Raw genomic sequence first — 19,917 nt, forward strand, 5'->3', positions numbered from 1 at the left:
CCTGCCCTCCCGCATCTCACGGCGTGATGGCGACCTTCAGCACGCCGTCGCGCTGATGGCTGAACAGGTCATAGGCTTCCTCGATCCGGTCGAGCGGGAAGCGGTGGGTCACCAATGGCTTCAGGTCCAGCCGCCCGCCGGCGATCACCTCCATCAGCCGCCGCATCCGCTCCTTGCCGCCGGGGCAGAGGGTGGTGATGATGCGGTGATCGCCGAGGCCGGCGGCGAAGGCATCCAGCGGAATGCGCAGGTCGCTGGAATAGACCCCGAGCGAGGAGAGCGTGCCGCCCGGCCGCAGCACGCGCAGCGCTGCCTCGAAGGTGCCCTGGGTGCCCAGGGCCTCGATCGCGACATCCACGCCGCGCCCGCCGGTGATCCGGCGGATCGCCTCCACCGGGTTCTCCTGCGAGAAATCCACCACATGGTCGGCGCCCAGCCGCCGCGCCATTTCCAGCCGTTCCGGCACGCGGTCCACGGCGATGATGGTGGTGGCACCCATCAGCCTGGCGCCGCCCGTGGCGCAGAGGCCGATCGGCCCCTGGGCGAAGACGGCCACCGTGTCGCCGATGCGGATATGCCCGCTCTCCGCCCCGCCGAAGCCGGTGGACATGATGTCCGGGCACATCAGCACCTGCTCGTCGGTCAGCCCTTCCGGCACGGGCGCGAGGTTGGCCATCGCATCCGGCACCAGCACGTAGTCCGCCTGGCAGCCGTCGATCGTGTTGCCGAACTTCCAGCCGCCGAGGGGCTTCCAGCCATGCGCGGTGCCGGCGCCGTCCTGCGAGCAGAAGCCGCAGAGGCAGGCATTGCTGTGGCCGCTCGGCGTGATGGCCCCGGCGATCACCCGCTGCCCCTCGCGATAACCCTTCACCGCCCCGCCCAGCCGCTCGATCACGCCCACCGGCTCGTGACCGATGGTGAGCCCCTCGGCCACCGGGTACTCGCCCTTCAGGATGTGCACGTCGGTGCCGCAGATGGTGGTGGTGGTGATACGCAGCAGCGCGTCCAGCGGGCCCACCTCCGGCACGCGCTTCTCCCGCAGCTCGATCCGGCCCGGCCGGACGAAGACGGCGGCCTTCATGGTCTTCGGCATGCTTGCCTCCCTGGCTATGCCGTGCAGGGAAGCCCCCCCGGCTGGCCGACGCCCTGATCGAGCGCAGGCCACGCGCCTGCCCGTCTCACGCTTCCGCGCGCTGGTCCTGCGGAAGCTGGTCGCCCGTCAGGTCGGTCAGCACCTCCTCCTCCGCCGCGAGATGCAGCGCCAGCAGCGCCTCCAGCGCGAACAGGCTGCGGCGCAGTTCCGGGGCGGCGCCGGCCCAGCCCGTCTCCCCGTCCGCGAGGTTCAGCAGGGCCGAGATGCGCTCCACCTGCGCCTCGATCTCCGTATGCATGCGGACCAGCGCTCCCATCGGATCGCGCCCGCCCAGCCGCCCGGCGGCGGCCGGGTAGAGCGCGGCTTCCTCCTTCCGCTGGTGCGGCAGAAGCTCGGCGCGGAGCCGCGCCTCCAGCCCACGCAGCGCCGGCAGGGAGGCTGGTGTCTCCGAAATCGCCTCGCCGGCCTCGCGCAGCATCCTGGCCAGGTGGCGCAGGCTGGCATGCTCGGCCATGCGTTCCACCAGACCGGCCCCGGCGGGGACCGGCTCCGGCACGGCCTCGCCGCGGCCGGGCCGGAGCGCCGTGAGGGCGAAGAGAATGGCGGCGATGTCGATCGCCTCCTGCAGCACGGCACCGGCGAGCGGCGCCAGCAGCCCGGCGGCGGCCGCGACCATCGCCGCGCCCGAGAGCCCCATGCCCAGGACGATCGCCTGCAGCGCGATGCGGCGGGAACGGCGCGCGATGGCGAGGGCCTCGGCGGCGCGGTCCAGCCGGTCCACCATGAGCACGACGTCGCCCGCCTCGGCGGCGGCGGCGGTGCCGTGGGCGCCCATGGCGATGCCGACATCGGCGGCCGCGAGGGCCGGCGCGTCGTTCACCCCGTCGCCGATCATGGCCGTGGGTGCGCGCGCCGCCTCCTGCCGGACCGCCTCCACCTTCTCGGCGGGCGAGCGGTCGGCCAGCACCGCATCCAGCCGCAGCGCCACGCCGATCGGCGCGGCGGCGGCGGCACGGTCGCCCGTCACCATCACCAGCCGCCTGACGCCGAGGGCGCGCAGGCGCCGCACCGCGCGCGGGGCCTCCGGCCGCAGCCCGTCCGCCATGACGAAGGCGGCGGCGGCCTGTCCGCTGACCGCGAGCCAGGCGACCGCGCCCGCCGCCGCGGCCACCGAGGCCACCGCGCCCAGTTGCTCCGCCGGGAGGATGCCGCGCTGCCGAAGGAAGGCCTCGCTTCCCAACGCGGCCTCCGTCCCTTCGACGGTGCCGGACAGGCCGCCCCCCGGCACCTCGCTGACCCGCTCGGGCGAGGGCAGTTGCAGGCCGCGCCCCCGGGCCGCCGCGACGAGGGCGGCCGAAACCGGATGGGTCGAGCCCTGCGCCAGGGCCGCGGCCAGCCGCAGCGCCGCCTCGCGCCCCAGCCCCGGCTCGGCCTCCAGCATGGCGAGGCGCGGCCGGCCGGGGGTGAGGGTGCCGGTCTTGTCGAACAGCACGGTGCGGATGCGCGCCAGGCGCTCCAGCGCACCGCCATCCTTCACCACGATGCCGCGCCGCGCCGCCCGCCCGATCCCCGCCACCAGGGCGATCGGGGCCGCCAGGATCAGCGGGCAGGGCGTGGCCACCACCAGCACCGCCAGCGCCCGCACCGGCTCGCCGGCCAGGATCCAGGCGCCGCCCGCCATGGCCGCGGTGAAGCCGACGAAGCCCAGCGCCCAGCGGTCAGCGAGCCGCGCCAGGGGCGGGCGCGTCTCCGCCGCCGCGCTGGCCAGCCGCAGGATGGCGGCGTAGGTGCTGGCCGCCGCGTCGGAACTCGCCCGCATCCGGAAGGCCTGGCCGGCATTCACCGCGCCGCTGCGCAGGGCGGCGCCGGCGGTGGCTGCGGCGGGCAGCGGCTCGCCGGTCAGCACGCTTTCGTCCAGCAGCGCCGCCTCGTCCAGCAGGGCGCCGTCGGCGGGCACGGTCTCGCCGGGCCGGATCAGCAGGATGTCGTCCGGGCGGATCGCCTCCACCCCGATCTCCTCGATCCCCGCGCCGCTTACCCGCGCGGCGCGGCGCGGGGCACGAGCCATCAGATCGGAGAGGGCGCGGGTGGCGCGGCCCGCCGCCCAGGCCTCCAGCGCCTCGCCGCCAGCGACCATCAGGGCGATCACCGCGCCTGTGGCGGCCTCCCCGAGCGCCAGGGCGGCGGCCATGGCGGCCAGCGCGATGACATCGACGCCGAGGCGCCCGCCGGCCAGCGCGCGCAGCACGGCGAAGGCGACATGCGCGCCGGCCAGCAGCGTCACGGCGGCCCAGGCGAGGGTCGCCGCCTCGCCCCGGCCGCCCAGCCACAGGCCCAGCCCGGTTGCGGCGCCGGCCAGGGCCAGGAGGAGCAGGAGGAAGGGACGCAGCCGGGCAAGGGCGGGCGCAGCCTCAGGGTGCCCGGCGCTCATGCCTCCTCCGCCGCGGAATGGACGACCGCCTCGTTCGTGACGATGCGCCCATCCACCACCTCGACGATCCGGTCGCAGCGCCGGGCCAGGCGAGGATCATGGGTGACGATCAGGAAGGCCGTGCCATGCGTCCGGTTCACCTCCCGCATCAGGGCGAAGACCCCGTCGGCGCTCCTGGTATCGAGATTGCCGGTCGGCTCGTCCGCCAGCACCAGGGCGGGATTCATCGCCAGCGCGCGAGCGATCGCCACACGCTGCTGCTGCCCGCCCGAGAGATTGCCGACGCGGCTTTCCTTCCAGGGCAGCAGGCCCACGCGGTCCAGCAGGTCCTCGGCCGTGGAGCGCATCGTATCGTCGGGGTGGCCGCGGTCCAGCAGCAGAGGCATCATCACGTTCTCCGCGGCGGTGAAGGCGCCGATCAGGTGATGATACTGAAAGACGAAGCCGATGCTGTGGCCGCGCAGCCGGGTCAGCGCCGCGTCGTCCAGCGCGCGCGTGTCGTGGCCCTCGATGAAGAGCCGCCCGGCGGTCGGGCGGTCGAGCAGGCCGATCAGGTTGAGCAGCGTGCTCTTGCCCGAGCCGGAGGGGCCGATCAGCGCGCAGAACTCGCCCCGCCGCAGCATCAGGTCGATGCCATGCAGCACCTCGGTCTCCAGCGGCGTGCCGAGGTTGAAGGACTTGCGGATATCCTCCAGGCGCAGGACCTCGGCGGGCATGGCGGGGAGGGGGGCAGGATCAGCCACGGATCGCCACCACCGGGTCGAGCCGCGCGGCGCGCAGGGCGGGGGCCATGGCGGCCAGCACGCCGGTCAGGGTGGCGACCCCCATGGCGGCGAGGAACAGGTCCGGCTGGATCGTCAGCGGGAACAGCTCGCTGCCATCGGCCTGCCGGGCCCAGCGATGCCACAGGACCAGCGCGGCGAAGCCCAGCCCGGAACCGCTCAGCGAACCCAGCAGGCCGAGCACGCCGCCCTGGATCAGGAAGATGCGGAGGATCTGCCCGCGCGTGCCGCCCATCGCGCGCAGGATGCCGATCTCGCGCGAGCGCTGGACGACGGAGACCACCAGCACGCTGGCGATCCCGAGCGCGACCGAGAGACCGACGGAAAGGCGGATCACGGTGTTGGCCGTGCGCTGCGCGTTCACCGCGGTGAAGAACTCCATGTTGGTGCGGATCCAGCTGTCGGCGCGCACGCCGGTCGCGCCCTGGATCGCCTGCGCCATGGTCTCGGCCGCATAGGCGTCCTGCACCGTGAGCTGCAGGCTGGTCACCCCGCCGATGAGATTGAGCAGGCTCTGTGCCGTGCGCAGCGCCACGTAGGTGTTCCGCTCGTTGACCTGCCGGTTGCCGAGGTCGAACAGCCCGCTGACGGTCAGCGTCGCATCCCGGCCGGAGGCGGCGGTGACGCGCAGCTTGTCGCCGAGGGCGACGCCCAGGGCGGTGGCGAGATCGGTGCCGATGATGATCTCGTCGTTCAGCAGCCGCGCCTGCCCGGCGACGATGCTGTCCGGCAGCCTGACGATGCGGAAGTAGCTCTCCGGCTCCACGCCGGTGAGGGTGATCGAGCGGCTCGCCTCGCCCCGTAGCGCGAGCGCCGCCCCGGAGGCGACGGGCGAGGTCATGGTGACCCCCGATGTCGTCGCCATCTGCGTCTGCACGGCCTGCCATTGGTCGATGGAGCGGAGCCGCTGCGTCGGGCGCTGCACCACCGCGTCCTCGACGATGCCGGGGCCGTCGCGCAGCGGCCGCGCGACCTCGTCGGGCGGCAGAAGCATGATCTGCGCCTGGGCGTTGAGCACACGCTGCAGGAAATTGCTCTGCAGCCCGGCCAGCAGCGCCGACATGAACACGATGACGCCGACGCCGATGGTGATGCCGGCGAGGATGAAGAATGTCTGCATCCACCCTTCGCGCAGGAAACGCAGGGCGGCGATCCATTCGAAGGGCAGCCAGCGGCTCATTCCCTTGCCACCCGCAGGCGGTCTCCGTCGGCCACGGCCGCGGCGGCGGGAACGACGCGGTCGCCCTCCCGCAGGCCTTCCAGGATCTCGACCTGGCTCGGTCCGCGCAGGCCGATCCGCACGGGCTGGCGCCGAGCATGGTTGCCCTCGACCTTGAGCACCCAAGGGCTGGCCATGGCGGCGTCATGCACGGCGGAGACGGGGAGGATCAGGGTATCCGCCCGTTCGGCGACCACCATATCCACCGAGACGGTCATGTCCTGCCGCAGATAGTCGGGCGGCGAGGGCACGATGAGCTTCGCCTCGACCGAGGCGCGCTCCGGGTCCACCGCGGGATTGACATAGGCCAGTTCCGCCGCGAAGCGCTGGTCGGGATAGGCATCCGCCGAAGCCAGGGCCCGCTGTCCGGGCGCGATGCGGCCCAGGTTCTTTTCATCGATCTGCACCACGATCTGCGTCTCCCCGGCGGGCGAAAGCGCCATCAGAACCTGGCCGGGCTGCACCACCCAGCCGGGTTCCACGTTGCGGCCGATCAGGGTGCCGGCCACCGGCGCGCGGATCCGCGTGTGGTCGAGGCGGGACTGCGCCGCCCGCAGGGCCGCCCGGGCCTGCCGCAGGGCCGCCTCCGCCGCCGCGTATTCGGTGCCGCCCGGCGCGTTGCCGGCGGCCTGGAGCTGCGCCGCGCGGACCTGCGCCCGCGCCACGTCCAGCGCCTTCCGCGTGCTTTCCAGCTCGGTCTGGGTCTGGAAACCACTGGCATGCAGCCGCGCAGCGCGGTCATGCTGTTGCTGCGCGTTCAGCAGGGTGGCCTGCGCCTGCTGAAGGCTCTCCTGCGCCATGGGGAGGGTCACCTCGGCCATCTGCCGCAGCCGGGCCTCGGCCTCCGCCACGGCGCCCTCGGCCTGCTCCATGCCGGCCCACAGCTCACGGTCGTCGAGCGTGACGAGCGGCTGCCCCGCCTCGACGGCCTGCCCCTCCCGGACCGGCACCTCCACCACGACCCCGGTGAGCTGACTGCCGATGTTCACCCGGTGCGGCGTCTCCACCCGGCCGCTCGCCACCAGGGTCTGCACCAGCATGCCGCGCTGCACCGGCTCGGCCTGGATCACGGGCCCGAGCAGGCGCGGCACGACCACGGCACCGGCCGCGGCCAGCAGGACCGCGAGCAGCAGCAGGCGGCGCCAGGACGTCCGCAGGCGCAGGCCCGGTGCGCCGTCATGCGTCGCCAGCGGAAGCGGGCTGCGCGGGGCGGGAGGCGGCTTGGCGAGCGCCATCGGCAGTGGCGGGGCGGCAGGGGGTGCGGGCGCGCCTCGCGCATCCGTGCGATCTGCGCCGCGCCCAGGGTCGGCAGACATGGTGCATCCCTCAGTCGCCGGAGCGGAGGTCCGGCATGCAAAGCCCATACTGCGGTCCGCCGCGCGCCTCCGCATTGAGGAAGGTCAAGCCGCGCCCGCTCAGCGCAGGATCTCGAAGAACTTCGTCTCCTCGTCCAGGTGCAGGTGTTCGCGGGCGCGGAAGTCGTAGCGCGAGACGATTCCGCGCACCCGCCCCTCCTGGCAGACCGGCAGGTGCCGGAACCCGCCATCGCTGAGCAGGCGCAGGGCGCCCATCGCATCCTGCTCCGGCGTCAGGGTGACGGGATCGCGGGTCATGACGCGCCGCAGCGGCGTGTGCGTGGCGTCGCAGCCCTCGGCCAGGCAGCGCACCGCGTCCCGTCCGGTGAAGATGCCGATCAGCCGGTCCCTGTCCTCCACGACCAGGACGGCGCCGACGCGACGCCCGTACATCGCGGCACAGGCCTCGGCGATCGAGGCCTCGGGCCCCATCATCAGCGGCTTCTGGTCCCGGACGATCTCGCCCATCGTGCGATCGTGCATGGCGCTGCTCCTCCTGCTGGCGTCGAAGTGCAGCGGAGCGGGGCCGCGCCGGCACTGATCGAGCGCAGGGCCGGCGCGGCGCCCGGCCGCGCTCGCGGCCATTTCATCGGCCGCCCGGCCTCAATGGGACAGTCAGTGGGACAGGAGGACGGGGAGGGTCATCTGCCGGAGCAGCATGCGGGTGACGCCGCCGAGCACCATCTCGCGCAGGCGGGAATGGCCATAGGCGCCGATCACCAGCAGGTCGGCGGAAAGTTCGGCGGCCCGGTTGAGCAGCATGTCGCCATCGCCGACCTCGGGGGCGATGCTGTGCTCCACCTCCACCTGGAGCCCATGGCGGGCCAGGTGCAGGGCGATGTCGGCGCCCGGCTCGGCGCCATGCCCGCTGAGGCCCTGGCGCGGGTTGACGGCGAGCACCGTCGTCCGCTCCGCACTGGCGATCAGCGGCAGCGCGTCGTTCACCGCGCGTGCCGCCTCCCGGCTGGCGTTCCAGCCAATCAGCACGCGCCGGCCCACGCTCTCGAAGCGGCCGACCTGCGGCACCACCAGCACCGGCCGCCCGGAGGCGAACAGCACCGCCTCGATCAGCGCCCGCGCCGCCGGCTGTTCACCCTGGGGGTCGGCCTGGCCGACCACCGCGAGGTCGGCGTAGCGCGTGTGCAGTGCCAGCAGTGCCGACGCCTCGCCCTCGACCAGACGCCATTCGCCGGCCTGCCCCTCGCGCCGCAGCAGTTCCTCGAAGCTGCGGCGCGCCTTCGCCGCCTCGGCCAGGCTGTCCTGCCGCATCCTCTCCAGCATGTCGGCCAGCATCGCCGCCCCGCCGGCCTCGGCCGTCGCCATCGCCGGCAGCGTCACGTCCACCGTGAACAGACCGGTCAGATGCGCCTCATGCTGCCGCGCCAGGCCTGCGGCCAGCCGTAGCCGCGCCTCGCCCTGTTCGCTCGCATCGAGATGCACGAGAATGTCCTTCAGCCGCATCGCATCCTCCTGGCCGCTCCGGGGGCCGTCGCCTTCGCCCCGTGGCGTCACGCCTTGGGATCGCGGCGGAGCCTAGGCCCTGCCCGGTGCGGCGCCCTGATCAATATCAGCCCGCGAGGCCGGCCTGCGCGCTAAGGTTTCGCCTGTGGCCGCAGCGGTGATCCGGGCCGGGACCGGTTCGGGCTCCATCTGCGTATCCCTGATAGAGAAGGTATGCCCGGCATGCGAGACGATCTGGAGCAGCGTATCCGTGAACGTGCCTATTTCCTGTGGCTGCAGGCCGGCCAGCCGGAGGGGATGGCAGAGGCCCACTGGCTTGAGGCGCGTGCGGCGCTGGAGGCCGCGGAACACGAAGCGGAGGAGCACCGGCTCGACGCCGAGGGCGAGGACAGTTTCCCCGCCAGCGATCCGCCCTCGCATACCGGCATCACCGGGGAGCGCGCGGCCTAGGATTCGCGTGCGGGAACGGCGCGGCACCTGCGCAGGGCCGGGTTCCGCTCCCCCGCCCGGAACGAATCTCACGATTGTGGCGGCACAGGCTGCGCCTTATGGTCTGCCCCTCTGATTCCGGCCTGAGGAGCGCCCCTTGCCCGATACCCAAACTGCCGCCCGGCTCATCGCGCAGGAGGAGGCGGCGATCGTCAGTGAATGGCTGCGCCTGCAGGAGGTGGACGGCGGGCTGGGCAGCGGCCGCGTCTCCAGCGCCGAGCTGCGGGTGCAGTGTGAGCGCTTCCTCTCCCTGCTGCGCCGTGGCCTTGCCGAGGGCGCCGAGGCCGTGCAGGATCCCGCCTTCACGGAGCTGCGCGACGTTCTGCGCGAGCTCTCGCGCAGCCGCGCCATCCAAGGCTTCACTCCGACGGAGACGGCGACTTTCATCTTCGCGCTCAAGGAGGCGATGTTCCGCACCCTGCAGCAGGACGCGGACGCCGCCTGGGCCCTGACCCGGCTGCTTGACGGTTTCGGCCTCTACACCTTCGAGGCCTATCAGCGCGCGCGCGAGGAGGTCATCGCCCGCCAGCAGCGCGAGATCTCCGAACTCTCCACCCCTGTCGTCAAGCTGTGGGACGGCGTGCTGGCCCTGCCGCTGATCGGCACGCTCGACAGCGAGCGCACCCAGGTGGTGATGGAGAATCTGCTTCAGAATATTGTCGACCTGAATGCGGAGATTGCCATCATCGACATCACCGGCGTGCCGACGGTGGACACGCTGGTGGCACAGCACCTGCTGAAGACCATCGCCGCCGCGCGGCTGATGGGGGCGGACTGCATCATCAGCGGCATCCGGCCGCAGATCGCGCAGACCATGGTGCATCTCGGGGTGGATCTCAACGTGGTGACCAAGGCCTCGCTGGCCGATGCCTTCGCGCTCGCGCTGCGCCGCGTCGGGCAGAGCGTGGGCCGCGCCGCGCCCGTCGCGCGCCCCGGCGCATGAACCGCATCCCGATCCTCCGGCTGGGGCAGGCGCTGCTGGTCACCATCCAGGTGGACATGCATGACGAGCTGGCCCTGGCGCTGGAGGAGGACCTGACGCAGAAGATCTGGGCCACCGGCGCGCGCGGCGTGCTGATCGACATCTCCGCGCTGGAGGTGGTGGACAGCTTCATCGGCCGCATGCTGCATGCCATCGCCTCGGTGTCGCGCGTGCTGGATGCCGAGACGGTGGTGGTGGGCATGCGGCCGGCGGTCGCCATCACCCTCGTGGAGCTGGGGCTGGAACTCCCCGGCATCCGGACGGCCCTGGACGTCGAGCGGGGCATGGCCCTGCTCCGCCGGCGCGACGACGCGGAGGCGGAGGGGGACGTTGAGCGGCGGTGACCTGCGGGAGATCCGCTCCTCCGACGACGTGGTGCGGGTGCGCCAGGAAGTGCGCGCCCGTGCCCAGGCGCTGGGCTTCAGCCTCGTCGACCAGACGAAGATCGTGACGGCGGCGAGCGAGCTGGCGCGCAATGCGCTGGACTATGGCGGCGGCGGCACGGTGCGGCTTACCGAACTGCGCAACGGCGGGCGGTCCGGGCTGCGCCTGGAGTTCGAGGACCAGGGGCCCGGCATCGCGGACGTCGAGCAGGCATTGCGCGACGGCTTCACCACCGGCCGCGGGCTTGGCCTTGGCCTCGGTGGCGCACGGCGGCTCTCCAACGAGTTCGAGCTTGTGTCGCAACCCGGCCGGGGAACGCGCGTCACCATCACGCGCTGGAAGTGATGCGAACCCACCGAAGAGGCATAGACGCACTGTGACCATGTATGCCTGGGCGGTGGAGGATCCGAGCGGCGTGGCGGCGGCACGGCGGGAGGCCGTCACCCTCGCCGCCGGACAGGGGATGGGTGAGGCCGGACTTGGCGCCGTTGCGCTGGTGGCGACCGAGATGGCCACCAATTTGGTGAAGCATGCCGGGCGCGGCACGTTGCTGGTGGGTGCCTATGGCAGCCTTGCCGGCGCCGCGGAGCCGGATGAGGGCGGGATCGAGCTGCTGGCGCTCGATCGCGGACCGGGCATGGCCGATGTCGTGGCCTGCCGGCGGGATGGCTTCTCGACTGCCGGCAGTGCCGGACAGGGGCTGGGCGCCATCGCGCGGCAATCGGCGCTGTTCGAGATCTTCTCCCGCCCGGGCCAGGGCACGGCGATGCTGGCGCGGATTCCTCGCCGTGCCCGCCCTGGCCCGGCGCCGGCGCCGGCGGGGCAGGCCGAATGGGGCGCGGTTTCGGTCGCCCTGGCGGGGCAGGAGGTCTGCGGCGACGCCTGGGGCGTCCGTGCCCTGCCGGACGGGCTGGAAGTGGTGGTGGCGGACGGGCTCGGCCATGGCCCGGCGGCCGCCCAGGCCGCCACGGCGGCGCTCCGCTGCTTCTTCGGCCTTTCCGGCCGTGGCCCGGCGGCCATGCTGGAGGCGATGCATGGTGAATTGCGCCCCACCCGCGGCGCCGCCGCCGCGATCGCGCGCCTGCAGGGCATGACGGTCACCTTCGCCGGCCTCGGCAACATCGCCGGGGTGGTGCTTGGCGGCGGCGAGGTGCGGCGCATGGTGTCGATGAACGGCACGCTGGGGCATGCCGCGCGCCGCTTCCAGGATTTCGCCTGCACCCTGCCGGCGCCGCCGCTGCTGGTGCTGCACTCCGACGGCATTGCCAACGGCTGGCGGCTGGAGGACTATCCAGGCCTCTCCGTCCTGCATCCCAGCCTGATCGCTGCGGTACTGTACCGTGACTTCGGCCGCGCGCGCGATGACGCTACCGTGCTGGTGGCGCGATGGGGGGAGCGCCGATGACCGAGACCCTGCTCTTCACGCTGCCCCTGGAGCGGGAGATGGATGTCGCTGCTGCCCGCCAGTCCGCGCGCCACATCGCCGAGATGCTCGGCCTGGAGCCGCGCGGCCAGACCCGGATGGCGACCGCCGTCTCGGAGGTGGCGCGTCATGCGGTGCAGCATGGCGGGGGAGAGGCGCGCCTCCTGCTGCTCGGCGCGCCGCAGCCCGCCTTTTGCGCCGTCATCCGCCACCATGCCCCGTCGCCCGCCCCCCCGTCCGCGCGGCCGGGCGGCCCGCTGAGTGGCATCGAGGCCGCGCAGCGTCTGGCGGACCTCGTGCATCAGGACGTCCTGCCGGGCGGCGAGCGCCAGATCCGGCTGACGATCCTGCTGCCGCCCCGCGCGGCGGCGCCGCCGCCCGAGGAGATCATCCGCCGCCTGCGCACGGAGCAGATTGCCGATCCGCATCGGGCGCTGTACGAGCAGAACATCGAGCTGGTCCGCAGCCTGGACGAGCTGCGCCAGCGCCAGGAGGAGATGGTCCGGCTCAACGCCGAGCTGGAGGACACCAACCGCGGCGTCGTCGCGCTGCATGCGGAGCTGGACGAGCGCGCCGAGGCGCTGCGCCGGGCCAGCGAGCTGAAGTCGCGCTTCCTCTCCAACATGAGCCACGAGTTCCGCACGCCGCTGAACTCGATCCTGGCGCTGTCGCGCCTGCTGCTCGAACGCGCCGACGGGCCGCTCACGGCGGAGCAGGAGAAGCAGGTGCAGCTCATGCGCCGCTCGGCCGAGAACCTGATGGAGATGGTGGACGACCTGCTGGATCTGGCGAAGGTGGAAGCCGGCAAGGTCACGCTGCGGCCGGCCGTGTTCTCGGTGGCGGAGATGTTTGGCGGCCTGCGCGCCTCGCTGCGGCCGCTGCAGCCGAACGCCGCCGTGGAACTGACCTTCGACGACGCCACCGGCCTGCCGCCGCTCCATGCGGACGAGGGCAAGGTGGCGCAGATCCTGCGCAACTTCGTCTCCAACGGGCTGAAGTTCACCCAGGCCGGCACGGTGCGCGTCAGCGCCGCGCTGGAGGGCGAGACAATGGTCCTCACCGTGGCCGACACCGGCATCGGCATCGCGCCCGAGGACCTGGAGCGGGTCTTCGACGAGTTCTCGCAGGTGGAGAGTGCGCAGGTCGCGGGCGGGGGCCGGGCACGGCACAAGGGCACCGGCCTCGGCCTGCCGCTGTCGCGCCGGCTCGCGGAGCTGCTGGGCGGGCGCATCACGGTGGAGAGCAGGCTCGGGGAGGGCTCGGTGTTCCGCCTCTGCCTGCCGCTCGGCCTGCCCGTGCAGCCTGACCTGGCATCGCTGGCGCCGGCCGGGGCGGCGTCGGTCCTGGTGATCGACGACGATGAAAGCTTCCGCTACGTCTTCCGGCAGTGGATCGGCGAACTCGGCTATCCCGTGATCGAGGCGTCCGGCGGGCGGGAGGGGCTGGCGATGGCGCGCGCCGCGCTGCCCCGGGCCATCATGCTCGACCTGCGGATGCCGGACTTCGATGGCTTCGCCGTGCTGCGCGGCCTGGCGGAAATGCCGGAGACGCGCGCCATCCCGGTGGTGATCGCCACCGCCTCGGTGATCGATGCCGGGCTGCAGGCGATGCTGCCGCCGGGAGCGATCCTGCTGCCGAAGGAAAGCCTCGGCCGGGATGCCATCGCCCGGGCTCTACGGCGCATCCTGCCGGGAATGGAGGAGGGGGCGCAGGCATGAGCGAGGCCGGGGCATTGATCCTCAACGTCGATGACGACGAGGCGGGGCGCTATGCCAAGTCGCGCATCCTGACGCGCGCCGGCCTTCGCGTCGCCGAGGCGGCCACCGGCGCCGAGGCGTTGCGGCAGGTCGCCACGCTGGGCCCGGCGCTGGTGCTGCTCGACGTCAAGCTGCCCGACATCAGCGGCATCGAGGTCTGCCGCCGCATCAAGCGGGATTATCCGACCGTCCTGGTGCTGCAGATCTCCGTGGCGATGATCAGCGGCGCTGACCGGGTGCGCGGGCTGGAGGGGGGCGCGGACTCCTACCTGACCCAGCCCGTGGCGCCGGAGGAGCTGATCGCGGTGATCCGCGCCCTGTTGCGCATGCAGGCGGCGGAATGGGAGCTGCGGCAGCTCAACGCCACGCTGGAGGCGCGGGTGAGCGAGCGCACCGCCGATCTGGCCGCCGCCAATGCCCGGCTCGTCGCCGAAATCGCCGAGCGGCAGCGCGCCGAGGCGGTGGCCGAGGCACTGTATCGCCGCACCCCGCTGCCGCTGCACTGCCTGGACCCCCTGGGCCATCTGCTGATCGTCAGCGACCGCTGGCTGGAGTTCTTCGGCTATGCGGCGCGGCAGGAGGTGATCGGCCGCCACATCACCGAGTTCATGCCGCCCGCGGCCAGGCTGCGCTTCCGCGAGATCGTCTGGCCGATGGTGCTGGCGGGCGACGGGTTCGACGATGTGGAGCTCCAGCTCTGCCGCAAGGATGGCAGCGTGGTGGACGTGCTGGTTTCCGTGCGCACCGAGCGCGAGCCCTCCGGGCGCTTCCTGCGCTCCCTGGCGGCGCTGGTGGACGTGACGGCGCGCAAGCGGGCCGAAGAGGGATTGCGCCAGGCGCAGAAGATGGAGGTGTTCGGCCAGCTTGCCGGCGGCATTGCGCATGACATGAACAATGTGCTGCAGACCGTGCTCAGCGGCACCCGGATGCTGGGTCTGCAGGCCGAGGAACCGGAGATGGTGCGCCGGCTGTCCGGGCTGGTCTCGGACGCGGCCGAGCGCGGCGCAGCCATCGCCCGCCGGCTGCTCACCTTCGCCCGGCGCGGCGAGTTGCGGGCCGCGCATCTCGACGTCGCCGCGCTGCTGGAGGATGTGCGGGAGGTGCTGAGCTACACGCTCGGCGGCCGCACCGAGGTGGTGGTGGAAGCCATGCCGCCGGCGGGCGAGATGATCGTCTTCGCCGACAAGCCGCAGCTGGAGACGGTGCTGCTGAATCTGGCCATCAACGCCCGCGATGCCATGCCGGAGGGCGGCACCGTGACCCTCGCCGCGAAGGTGGCCCCGCCGCGGGAGGGCGAGCGGCCCTGCGTGGCGCTGACGGTGCGTGACCATGGCACCGGCATGAGCGCCGCGACGCTGGCCCGCGCCACCGAGCCTTTCTTCACCACCAAGCCGAAGGGCCAGGGCACCGGCCTCGGCCTCGCGATGGCGCGCAGCTTCGCCGAACAGTCGGCCGGCGAGCTGGTGATCGACACGGTGCTCGGCAGGGGGACGACGGTGACGCTGTTCCTTCCCCTCAGCGAGGCCGCCGTGGCGGATGCCGCGCCGGCCGCGCCCGCGCTCCCGGCGATGCCCCCGGCGCAGCTGCTGGTGGTGGATGACGACCCGCTGGTGCGTTCCGTGCTCGGCGTCGTGTTCGAGCGGCTGGGTCATCGCGCGGAGGTGGTGGAGAACGGGGGGGAGGCGCTGCGCCGGCTGAAGGAAGGCGCCCCCTGCGACCTGCTGCTGACCGACCTCACCATGCCCGGCCTGAGCGGCATCGAGCTGCTGCGCGAGGCGCGGCGGGAGCGGCCCGGGCTGCCCTGCATCCTGCTGACGGGCAATCTCGACGAGGAGGCGACACTGGCGGTCAGCGCCCTCTCCGAAGGCGGGCCTTTCGCCGTGCTGCGCAAGCCGATGGCGCCGGACTCCCTCGGCGCCGCGGTCGGGATGCTGCTGTCCAGCCAGGCCGCGGCAGGCTAGCACACCCGCTCGGTGCCTGAGCAGGCCGCGCGCCAGACGCCGGTGCGGCTTGCCGGTTTCCGCCGCCGCGCGGTGCCACTTGGCGCCCATCATGCGCTCCCCGGCAGGCCTTCGAAGTGATGTCCGGGCATCGGCATTCCCCCCGCACGCCTCAGGAGAATTCCGGCAGGCTGCGTGCCTGGGCGCGGCCAGGGCCATGGGCGGAAGGGCCATGGGCGGAATCGTCCGGAGCCGTGGCGCAGGATGAGGCGCCGGCTGCTTCCTGTCGCGGCGTGCAGGGGCCAGCGGGGGCGCGATAGCCTCTTGCATTTATACTGCATACAGTTCCACAACTTGGGAAAGCGCGGCTCCGGGGAACGTGGCCGCCGTGGGAGAAGACGCATGCCGGCTCACCACCACCCTCGTTCGACCGCTTCTCCCGGGCCTGTGCCGCGGCGTCGCCGCGCCGGCATGGTGAGCGGCGCCAGCCGGCCCCTCTCCCGTTCCGCTACATGATGGTCACGCCCTGCCCTGCGGGGCGGGGCGAGGTCCGCACCGCACCCGGTTGCCGGGTGCGGCGGGGGGTGGGCTGCCGGGCCGCCGGACGCGCGGCGTACCGGGAAGACACCGCCCGATCCGTCGGGGCGCCCCTGCCTTGGGCGTCCCTCCAAGGAGGAGGAAAGACAAGAATGATTTCACGTCGCGCCCTTGCCGGCCTTGCCGGTGCGCTGTCCATGCCCGCCCTGCTGCCCCGCGCCGCGCTGGCGCAATCCTGGCCCACGCGGCCGGTCACGATGGTCGTTCCCTGGGCGGCGGGCGGCGGGGCGGACACGGTCACGCGCATCTTCGCCACCGGGCTGGAGGCGGAACTCGGCCAGCCCGTCAACGTCGTCAATCGCACCGGCGGCAACGGCATCGTCGGCCATGCCGCCATCGCCAATGCCTCGCCGGATGGCTACACCATCGGCTGCGGCACTTCCGAGCTGGTCAACTTCAAGGTGCTGGGCCAGTCCTCGCTGGGGCCGCAGAACTTCGGCTTGGTCTCGCGCATCGCCGTCATTCCCGCGGGCGTGACGGTGAAGGCGGAGGGCGAGTGGAAGGACTTCAAGAGCTTCGCCGCGGCGCTGAAGGAAGCACCGAAAGGCAAGTTCACCGGCTCCGGCGTCTCCACCGGCGGCTCCTGGCATCTCGCCGCCGCCGGCATGGCGAAGGCCATGGGCATGGAGGTGGACACCATCCGCTGGATCCCGAGCCAGGGCGGCGCCCCGGCGCTGCAGGATCTCGTGGCCGGCGGCATCAGCGTCTTCACCGGCTCGCCGATCGAGGCCAAGCCCCTGGCCGATGCCGGCCAGGTGCGCGTGCTGGCGGTGATGGCCGACCAGCGCGTGAGTTCCTTCCCCGACGTGCCGACGCTGCGGGAGCTGGGCGTGAACTGGGACTACATGAACTGGTTCGCCCTGGTGACACCGCGCGGCCTGCCGGAGCCGGTGCGCAAGCGGCTGATCGAGGCCGCCATGAAGGGCCATGCCCGCCCCGAGGTGCAGAACACCATGAAGCAGCACGGCATCGTGCCGGTCTGGGAGACCCCGAAGGCCTTCGAGGCCTATATGCAGCAGTTCGCCAAGACCACCTCGGGCCTGCTGAACGAGCTGGGCCTGGCGCGGGGCTGAGGGCAATGCGGCTGAACGACCGTGCCCTGGGCGTGCTGACGATCGGCCTGGGGCTGCTGCTGTCGGCCACGGCCCTCCGTCTGCCGGGCGTGCCGGGGCAGGAACTGGGCGCGGGGTTCTTCCCCGCGCTGCTCGGGGCGGCGGCCATCCTGACCGGCCTGCTGCTGGTGCTCACCGGCTGGCGCCAGACGGGCGAGCCGGTGCTGCGCCTGCCCGGCTGGCTCCACAGCGGCTGGGCGCGCACCAATGTCGCGGTGCTGGTGCTCGCCATCGCGCTGTTCGCCGCCTTCGCCGAGCAGGTGGGCTTCATCCCCCTCGCCATCGCCATCATGCTGACGGTGCAGCTCCGCATGGGCATCGCGCCGCTGCGCGCCGGCCTGATCGCAGTGCTCGGGACCATCGGCTTTCATCTTCTCTTCAACGAGGTGCTGCGGGTGCCCCTGCCGCCCGGCGTGCTGGAAGGCTGGGTTTGATGGACGCGCTGCTCGCCGCCTTCGGCCATGTCTTCGAGTTCCACACCCTCGGCGTCATCCTGCTCGCCAGCGCGCTCGGCATGGTGATGGGCGCCATTCCCGGCCTGACGGCGGTGATGGGCACGGCACTGCTGGTGCCCTTCACCTTCTTCATGGAGCCGGTGCCCGCCATCGCCTCGATCGTGGCGCTGACGGCGATGGCGATCTTCGCTGGCGACATCCCCGCCGCCCTGGTGCGCATCCCCGGCACCCCGGCCTCTGCCGCCTATGCCGACGAGGCCTACAAGCTGACGCAGCAGGGCCAGCCCTGGCGGGGCCTGGGCATGTGCATGGGCGCCTCCGCCATCGGCGGCATCTTCGGCACCATCGTGCTGATCTTCGCCGCCCCGGCACTGGCGCATTTCGCCACCCGCTTCTCCTCGCCCGAGTATTTCTGGCTCGGCATCATGGGGCTGACCTGCGCCGCCTTCCTCGCCTCCGGCTCGCCGCTGCGGGGCATGCTGGCGCTGCTGGTCGGGCTCTTCCTCTCCTGCGTCGGCATCGACATCGCCACCGGCATCACCCGCTTCAGCTTCGGTTCCACCGAGCTGATGGGCGGCGTCGACTTCGTGCCGGCGCTGGTCGGCTTCTTCGCCATCCCCGAGCTGATCCGGCTGGTGACGGTGAAGGAGACGAAGAAGGCCGTCGTGCCACCCTATGGCAGTCCCTTCCGCGATCTGCTGCGCGACCTCTGGCAATGGCGCGTGCAGGTGGTGCGCGGCAACATCGTCGGCGTGCTGATCGGCGCGTTGCCGGGCGCGGGGGCCGACATCGCCGCCTGGATCTCCTATGCCGTCAGCCGGAAGTTCTCGCGGACGCCGGAGAAGTTCGGCACCGGCCATATCGAGGGCCTGGCCGAGGCCGGCGCCTCCAACAACTCGGCGCTGGCCGGCGCCTGGGTGCCCACCATCGTCTTCGGCATCCCCGGCGATTCCATCACCGCCATCGTCATCGGCGTGCTGATCCTGAAGGGAATGGAGCCGGGTCCGGCGATCTTCGTGACGTCGCCCGACCTGATCTACGCCATTTTCATCATCTTCATCCTCGCCAACATCCTGATGGTGCCGCTGGGCTGGGCGGTGATCCGCATCGCGCGCCATATCCTGGCCGTGCCGCGCGGGGTGATCGCCGCCTTCATCCTGGTCGCCTGCATCATCGGCTCCTATGCCATCAACAACGCGCTGTTCGATGTCGGTATGATGCTGGCGATGGGGGCGCTCGGCTGGTTCATGGAGGAGAACGACATCCCCGTCGCGCCCGCGATCCTCGGGCTGGTGCTGGGCAAGATGGTCGAGTTCAACTTCATCCAGACGCTGATGAAGGGGCAGGGCGATCCGCTCACCCTGGTCTCGCGCCCGATCGCCGCCGTGCTGGCGCTGGCCGTGGCGCTGATCTGGATAGGAACGGCCTGGAGCGCCTGGGGCCGGAGGCGTGCCCATGCCGCGTGACCTGCCCATCATCGACGCGCACCACCATTTCTGGGACCTGACGCACAACGACCACCCTTGGCTGCGGCCGGACCATCCGCCGATCCCCTTCCGCTACGGCGACTACGGCGCCCTGCGCGGCCGGGACTTCCTGCCCGAGAACTATGACGCGCTGACCGGCCACCACCGCGTGGTCGCCACCGTCACCATGGAGGGCGAGTGGAACCCGGCCGACCCGACCGGCGAGAGCGCCTGGATCGCGCGGCTCCACGCCCGCACCGGCCGCCCCGCCGGGCATGTGGCGCAGGCCTGGCTGGACCGGGAGGACGTGGAGGCGGTGCTGGCCACCCAGGCCGCCATCCCGCTGGTGAAGGGAGTGCGGCACAAGCCCCGCACCGCTGTCGCCCCTGACCGGGTGGAGCGCGGCGCCCCCGGCTCGATGGGCGACCCGCGCTGGCGGGCCGGCTATGCCCGGCTCGCCCCGCACGGGCTGCATTTCGAACTGCAGGCGCCCTGGTGGCACCTCGGCGAGGCGCTGGACCTGATCGAGGCCCACCCGGAGACGCCGCTGGTGCTGAACCACACCGGCCTGCCCTCCGACCGCAGCGCCGAGGGGCTGGCCGGCTGGCGCGCGGCGATGCGCCGGCTGGCGCAGGCGCCGCAAGCTTCGGTGAAGATCTCCGGCCTGGGCCTGCGCGGCCGCCCCTGGAGCCTGGAGGACAACCGGCCGATCATCCGCGAGACCATCGAGATCTTCGGGGTACCGCGCTGCATGTTCGCCTCGAACTTCCCGGTGGACGGGCTCTGCGGCAGCTTCGTCACCATCTTCGATGGCTTCCGCGAGGCGGTGGCGGACCTGCCCTGGCCGGACCAGCTCGCGCTGTTCCACGACAATGCCATCCGCACCTACCGCCTTTCGCTTCCGTTGGCGGCCGGCGCGGCCTGACCGCCCGGCTTGACGCCCCGGCCGGGATGCCGCTTCTGCACAGGCA

General features: G+C 72.4%; 18 protein-coding genes. 11 read left to right on the plus strand and 7 right to left on the minus strand.

What is annotated here, in order from left to right; genetic code table 11:
* Positions 1–16: 16 nt before the first annotated feature.
* From QMO56_RS14450 to QMO56_RS14480, 7 genes are all read right to left on the minus strand, one after another.
* Positions 17–1,093, minus strand: coding sequence for an NAD(P)-dependent alcohol dehydrogenase (locus QMO56_RS14450; RefSeq protein ID WP_283526695.1), 1,077 nt, complete (start codon positions 1,091–1,093; stop codon positions 17–19).
* Between the two features lie 85 nt (positions 1,094–1,178).
* A complete protein-coding gene (locus tag QMO56_RS14455) occupies positions 1,179–3,524 on the minus strand; it encodes a heavy metal translocating P-type ATPase (RefSeq protein WP_283526697.1) in 2,346 nt (781 codons plus the stop codon).
* Entirely contained in the window at positions 3,521–4,267 is a 747-nt protein-coding gene (locus QMO56_RS14460) for an ABC transporter ATP-binding protein (RefSeq protein WP_283526699.1), read from the minus strand. Before QMO56_RS14460 ends, QMO56_RS14455 begins: the two co-directional genes overlap by 4 nt.
* A complete protein-coding gene (locus QMO56_RS14465) occupies positions 4,260–5,486 on the minus strand; it encodes an FtsX-like permease family protein (RefSeq protein WP_283526701.1) in 1,227 nt (408 codons plus the stop codon). Before QMO56_RS14465 ends, QMO56_RS14460 begins: the two co-directional genes overlap by 8 nt.
* Positions 5,483–6,841, minus strand: a complete 1,359-nt coding sequence (locus QMO56_RS14470) for an efflux RND transporter periplasmic adaptor subunit (protein WP_283526703.1) — start codon at positions 6,839–6,841, stop codon at positions 5,483–5,485. Before QMO56_RS14470 ends, QMO56_RS14465 begins: the two co-directional genes overlap by 4 nt.
* 99 nt (positions 6,842–6,940) lie before the next feature.
* On the minus strand, positions 6,941–7,363 hold the full coding sequence (locus QMO56_RS14475) for a CBS domain-containing protein (protein ID WP_283526705.1): 423 nt from the start codon (positions 7,361–7,363) through the stop codon (positions 6,941–6,943).
* Between the two features lie 132 nt (positions 7,364–7,495).
* Entirely contained in the window at positions 7,496–8,341 is an 846-nt protein-coding gene (locus QMO56_RS14480; RefSeq protein ID WP_283526707.1) for a universal stress protein, read from the minus strand.
* Between the two features lie 222 nt (positions 8,342–8,563).
* On the opposite strand from QMO56_RS14480, the gene QMO56_RS14485 reads away from it, so the two are divergent.
* The 11 genes from QMO56_RS14485 (at position 8,564) to QMO56_RS14535 (ending at position 19,871) form a co-directional block, all read left to right on the plus strand.
* Positions 8,564–8,791, plus strand: a complete 228-nt coding sequence (locus QMO56_RS14485) for a DUF2934 domain-containing protein (protein WP_283526709.1) — start codon at positions 8,564–8,566, stop codon at positions 8,789–8,791.
* Between the two features lie 136 nt (positions 8,792–8,927).
* Positions 8,928–9,773 carry an STAS domain-containing protein gene (locus tag QMO56_RS14490; RefSeq protein WP_283526710.1) on the plus strand — a complete coding sequence of 282 codons (846 nt, stop codon included), beginning with the start codon at positions 8,928–8,930 and terminating at the stop codon, positions 9,771–9,773.
* A complete protein-coding gene (locus tag QMO56_RS14495) occupies positions 9,770–10,156 on the plus strand; it encodes an STAS domain-containing protein (RefSeq protein WP_283526712.1) in 387 nt (128 codons plus the stop codon). The genes QMO56_RS14490 and QMO56_RS14495 overlap by 4 nt, the downstream gene beginning before the upstream one ends.
* Positions 10,143–10,541 carry an anti-sigma regulatory factor gene (locus QMO56_RS14500; RefSeq protein WP_283526714.1) on the plus strand — a complete coding sequence of 133 codons (399 nt, stop codon included), beginning with the start codon at positions 10,143–10,145 and terminating at the stop codon, positions 10,539–10,541. The genes QMO56_RS14495 and QMO56_RS14500 overlap by 14 nt, the downstream gene beginning before the upstream one ends.
* 37 nt (positions 10,542–10,578) lie before the next feature.
* Positions 10,579–11,601 (plus strand): SpoIIE family protein phosphatase, encoded by a 1,023-nt coding sequence (locus QMO56_RS14505; protein WP_283526886.1) that lies wholly within the window; start codon positions 10,579–10,581, stop codon positions 11,599–11,601.
* Positions 11,598–13,337 (plus strand): ATP-binding protein, encoded by a 1,740-nt coding sequence (locus tag QMO56_RS14510; protein ID WP_283526716.1) that lies wholly within the window; start codon positions 11,598–11,600, stop codon positions 13,335–13,337. The genes QMO56_RS14505 and QMO56_RS14510 overlap by 4 nt, the downstream gene beginning before the upstream one ends.
* Entirely contained in the window at positions 13,334–15,337 is a 2,004-nt protein-coding gene (locus QMO56_RS14515; protein ID WP_283526717.1) for a response regulator, read from the plus strand. Before QMO56_RS14510 ends, QMO56_RS14515 begins: the two co-directional genes overlap by 4 nt.
* A 668-nt stretch (positions 15,338–16,005) precedes the next feature.
* Positions 16,006–16,986, plus strand: a complete 981-nt coding sequence (locus QMO56_RS14520) for a tripartite tricarboxylate transporter substrate binding protein (protein ID WP_283526719.1) — start codon at positions 16,006–16,008, stop codon at positions 16,984–16,986.
* A 5-nt stretch (positions 16,987–16,991) separates the two neighbouring features.
* Positions 16,992–17,459 (plus strand): tripartite tricarboxylate transporter TctB family protein, encoded by a 468-nt coding sequence (locus QMO56_RS14525; protein WP_283526721.1) that lies wholly within the window; start codon positions 16,992–16,994, stop codon positions 17,457–17,459.
* On the plus strand, positions 17,459–18,946 hold the full coding sequence (locus QMO56_RS14530; protein ID WP_283526723.1) for a tripartite tricarboxylate transporter permease: 1,488 nt from the start codon (positions 17,459–17,461) through the stop codon (positions 18,944–18,946). The genes QMO56_RS14525 and QMO56_RS14530 overlap by 1 nt, the downstream gene beginning before the upstream one ends.
* Positions 18,936–19,871, plus strand: a complete 936-nt coding sequence (locus QMO56_RS14535) for an amidohydrolase (RefSeq protein WP_283526725.1) — start codon at positions 18,936–18,938, stop codon at positions 19,869–19,871. The genes QMO56_RS14530 and QMO56_RS14535 overlap by 11 nt, the downstream gene beginning before the upstream one ends.
* Positions 19,872–19,917: the final 46 nt, after the last annotated feature.

This window comes from Roseomonas sp. E05, assembly GCF_030063475.1.
Lineage (GTDB): Bacteria > Pseudomonadota > Alphaproteobacteria > Acetobacterales > Acetobacteraceae > Pseudoroseomonas.

Excerpts from the sequence above, each read along its gene's own strand:
- QMO56_RS14450 (WP_283526695.1), bottom strand. The coding sequence starts at position 1,093 with ATGCCGAAGACCATGAAGGCCGCCGTCTTCGTCCGGCCGGGCCGGATC.
- QMO56_RS14455 (WP_283526697.1), bottom strand. The coding sequence starts at position 3,524 with ATGAGCGCCGGGCACCCTGAGGCTGCGCCCGCCCTTGCCCGGCTGCGT.
- QMO56_RS14465 (WP_283526701.1), bottom strand. The coding sequence starts at position 5,486 with ATGAGCCGCTGGCTGCCCTTCGAATGGATCGCCGCCCTGCGTTTCCTG.
- QMO56_RS14470 (WP_283526703.1), bottom strand. The coding sequence starts at position 6,841 with ATGTCTGCCGACCCTGGGCGCGGCGCAGATCGCACGGATGCGCGAGGC.
- QMO56_RS14475 (WP_283526705.1), bottom strand. The coding sequence starts at position 7,363 with ATGCACGATCGCACGATGGGCGAGATCGTCCGGGACCAGAAGCCGCTG.
- QMO56_RS14480 (WP_283526707.1), bottom strand. The coding sequence starts at position 8,341 with ATGCGGCTGAAGGACATTCTCGTGCATCTCGATGCGAGCGAACAGGGC.
- QMO56_RS14485 (WP_283526709.1), top strand. The coding sequence starts at position 8,564 with ATGCGAGACGATCTGGAGCAGCGTATCCGTGAACGTGCCTATTTCCTG.
- QMO56_RS14495 (WP_283526712.1), top strand. The coding sequence starts at position 9,770 with ATGAACCGCATCCCGATCCTCCGGCTGGGGCAGGCGCTGCTGGTCACC.
- QMO56_RS14505 (WP_283526886.1), top strand. The coding sequence starts at position 10,579 with ATGTATGCCTGGGCGGTGGAGGATCCGAGCGGCGTGGCGGCGGCACGG.
- QMO56_RS14510 (WP_283526716.1), top strand. The coding sequence starts at position 11,598 with ATGACCGAGACCCTGCTCTTCACGCTGCCCCTGGAGCGGGAGATGGAT.
- QMO56_RS14515 (WP_283526717.1), top strand. The coding sequence starts at position 13,334 with ATGAGCGAGGCCGGGGCATTGATCCTCAACGTCGATGACGACGAGGCG.
- QMO56_RS14520 (WP_283526719.1), top strand. The coding sequence starts at position 16,006 with ATGATTTCACGTCGCGCCCTTGCCGGCCTTGCCGGTGCGCTGTCCATG.
- QMO56_RS14525 (WP_283526721.1), top strand. The coding sequence starts at position 16,992 with ATGCGGCTGAACGACCGTGCCCTGGGCGTGCTGACGATCGGCCTGGGG.
- QMO56_RS14530 (WP_283526723.1), top strand. The coding sequence starts at position 17,459 with ATGGACGCGCTGCTCGCCGCCTTCGGCCATGTCTTCGAGTTCCACACC.
- QMO56_RS14535 (WP_283526725.1), top strand. The coding sequence starts at position 18,936 with ATGCCGCGTGACCTGCCCATCATCGACGCGCACCACCATTTCTGGGAC.